This is a genomic window from Mesorhizobium kowhaii, assembly GCF_042431665.1.
Taxonomy (GTDB): domain Bacteria; phylum Pseudomonadota; class Alphaproteobacteria; order Rhizobiales; family Rhizobiaceae; genus Mesorhizobium; species Mesorhizobium kowhaii.
Window position 1 is genome coordinate 1 of record NZ_JBHLYT010000096.1, and the last position, 2,417, is coordinate 2,417.

Sequence of the window (2,417 nt, forward strand, 5' to 3'; positions counted from 1 at the left end):
ATTCGGCTCCACGTTCATCAATCTTGGCATCGTACCGGGAGATGGCGGTGCCTGGTTCCTGCAGGATCTGCTCGGTCCCCAAAGGGCGGCGGAGTTGATCTTCACCGGGCGTTTGGTGCGCGCCGAGGAAGCTCTACGACTGGGAATCGTCCTTGAGATCGCGACAGCGTCCGAATTGCAGTCGCAAGCCCTGCAACTTGCTGCAAGCATTGCAGGAAAACCTCCTCAAGCACTTCGTCTCGCAAAACGGCTGCTGAAGGCAGCACGGCGATTGGACCTGCCTGATTTCCTCGACCTCTGCGCAGTGTTTCAGGGCATGTGCCACAATACGCAGGACCACGCTGAAGCGGTCGAAGCCTTCCTCGACAAACGTCCTGCCCTCTTTCAGGGGCGCTAATTGCCACCGTTATCAGTGCGGCGTGCAGTCAGTGCGCTCAAAGCTTCTCGCTGACAAGCGGTGGGCCAACTTTCGGTGCGACCGCTACCGAGGGCCACAGTGGCTCGCTCCCCCTTCTTGACGATTTTGTGTGATCCATACGGTCATTATGACGCAAATGCGAAACACTTGTTGCAAACCAAGCCGAAGCATGTTTACCGTGCGGAACCCGCCATCGCTAAGGCTTGGTGGTTACGTGGGAGGAATTGGAACTTGAAACGGTCGTCTTGGAAATCCAGGACAGCATCGCGCTTGCTGGCCAAAAAGCCCGTTTCAAACGTCACTTTGTATAAATCGCCATAGATCGACTGTCTGCGGGACATTCTCGATCCACGAGACATTGCCTTGTTTACCGAAAAGAAATGAGGATTTTGATATGAAAGTAGCCATCGCTGGATTCATCCTGGAATCGGTCAGTTTCCTGCCGAACGTAGTGACCCTGGAGGATTTCAAGCGCAACGAGTCTCGAGGAAGCGAGATGGTGGACAATCACCGGGGAACAGAAACTGTCCTCGGCGGCTTTATTGACATCTGTGAGCGCGAAGGCATTGAAATGGTGCCGATCGTCTGGACGGCAGGCGACCATAGGACCTGCGCCGCCGCTGATGATGCGTTCGACTACTATTGCCAAGTTATTTTCGACGGGTTGATGGCGCAGCGCGGATCGCTCGACGGCGTACTCCTCGATCTTCATGGGGCATGTACGACGCCGACGCGCCCCGACCCCGACGGCGACATGGTGCGCCTCGTACGCGAAGCGGTCGGACCGGATATCCCGGTCATGCTCGCGCTCGACTACCACGGCAATCTTGATGCATCCACGATCTCCGATGCGACAGCCACCTTCGGCTATCACTATTCTCCCCACATCGACATGGGGGACACCGGCAAGCGAGCGGCGGAATGCCTCATCAGAACGTTGCGGGGAGAGATCAGTCCCGTGACGGCAATTGCCCGACCAGGTGTCATGGTTCCGAGCATCTTCAGCGCCACGACTTTACATCCTCTCGCGAGTTTCGTAGCGCGCTCTATCGAACTTCCCAAAACTACTCCGGGACTCCTGGATATCTCCGTGTTTGCGGGTTTCTCCTATGCAGACGTCCCAAACTGCGGTTTCTCCGTTGTTGTCGTGGCGGACCGCGACCGCGGCCTTGCCGAACAAACGGCAAATGACCTAAGCAATTCAATCCGCGGTGCGGGTCGCGAACTTCAAGTGACCGGACTGGTGAAAGGGCTCGAGGAGGGCGTGGCCTACGGTCTTCAGCGAGCGAAATCGGCAAAGGCGCCAATTGTACTACTCGAGCATGCTGATCGTATGAACGATTCGACCTACGTCCTGCAGGAATTGATCCGCCAGGGTGCCACGAACGTCGCAGTCCCCTTCCTTTGGGACCCTGTCAGCGCAGCTGCCGCGTGCAAGGCAGGCGAAGGAGCGACAATCCAACTGGAGATCGGTGGTCGCTCATCGCCAAGGTCAGGAGGACCAGTGCCGGTCGACGCGAGGATTCTGCAAGCAGGCGAAAAACGCTATAGGGTCACCGGCCCGATGGGTCTCGGCGCGAAAGTTGACCTTGGTCTGACTGCGGTGCTTGACATCGGGGGCATCATCGTGAGTGTCACCTCGACGTGCACCACCGCGATCGATGAGGACCCGTTCATACAGTTTGGCATGCGGGCGCAGGACTTCGCCATCATCGTGCTCCGCTCGAAGACCCACTTCCGGGCGGTCTATGAGCCTCTGGCAGCAGAGATCGTCATCATCGACACGCCCGATTGGGGGCCGGCAGACCTCAAGACGCTACCATATCGGTATGCCCCGACCGCCACGTCCTATCCATTCATCGATCATGTCTGAGATCCCCTCTCCCCTCCTTTCTGTGGTTCTGTCGCAAATCGTGATTTCGGTCACGACGCGACGCTTTCGCGCCAATGATCAGGCGGCAAGGATCTCGAACTGCTCGGCAATTGAAGGGCATGGATT

General features: G+C 57.6%; 2 protein-coding genes. Both read left to right on the forward strand.

Going from position 1 to position 2,417, the window contains the following annotated elements:
• Positions 1-397, forward strand: a 397-nt coding sequence (locus ACFFNA_RS35050) for an enoyl-CoA hydratase-related protein (protein WP_378924444.1), incomplete at its 5' end; no start/stop codon positions are given.
• A 415-nt stretch (positions 398-812) separates the two neighbouring features.
• Positions 813-2,291: a M81 family metallopeptidase gene (locus ACFFNA_RS35055; protein WP_378924446.1), complete on the forward strand. Its 1,479-nt coding sequence runs from the start codon at positions 813-815 to the stop codon at positions 2,289-2,291.
• Positions 2,292-2,417 lie beyond the last annotated feature (126 nt).

Coding starts and splice junctions, on each gene's coding strand:
- ACFFNA_RS35055 (WP_378924446.1), top strand. CDS start 813: ATGAAAGTAGCCATCGCTGGATTCATCCTGGAATCGGTCAGTTTCCTG.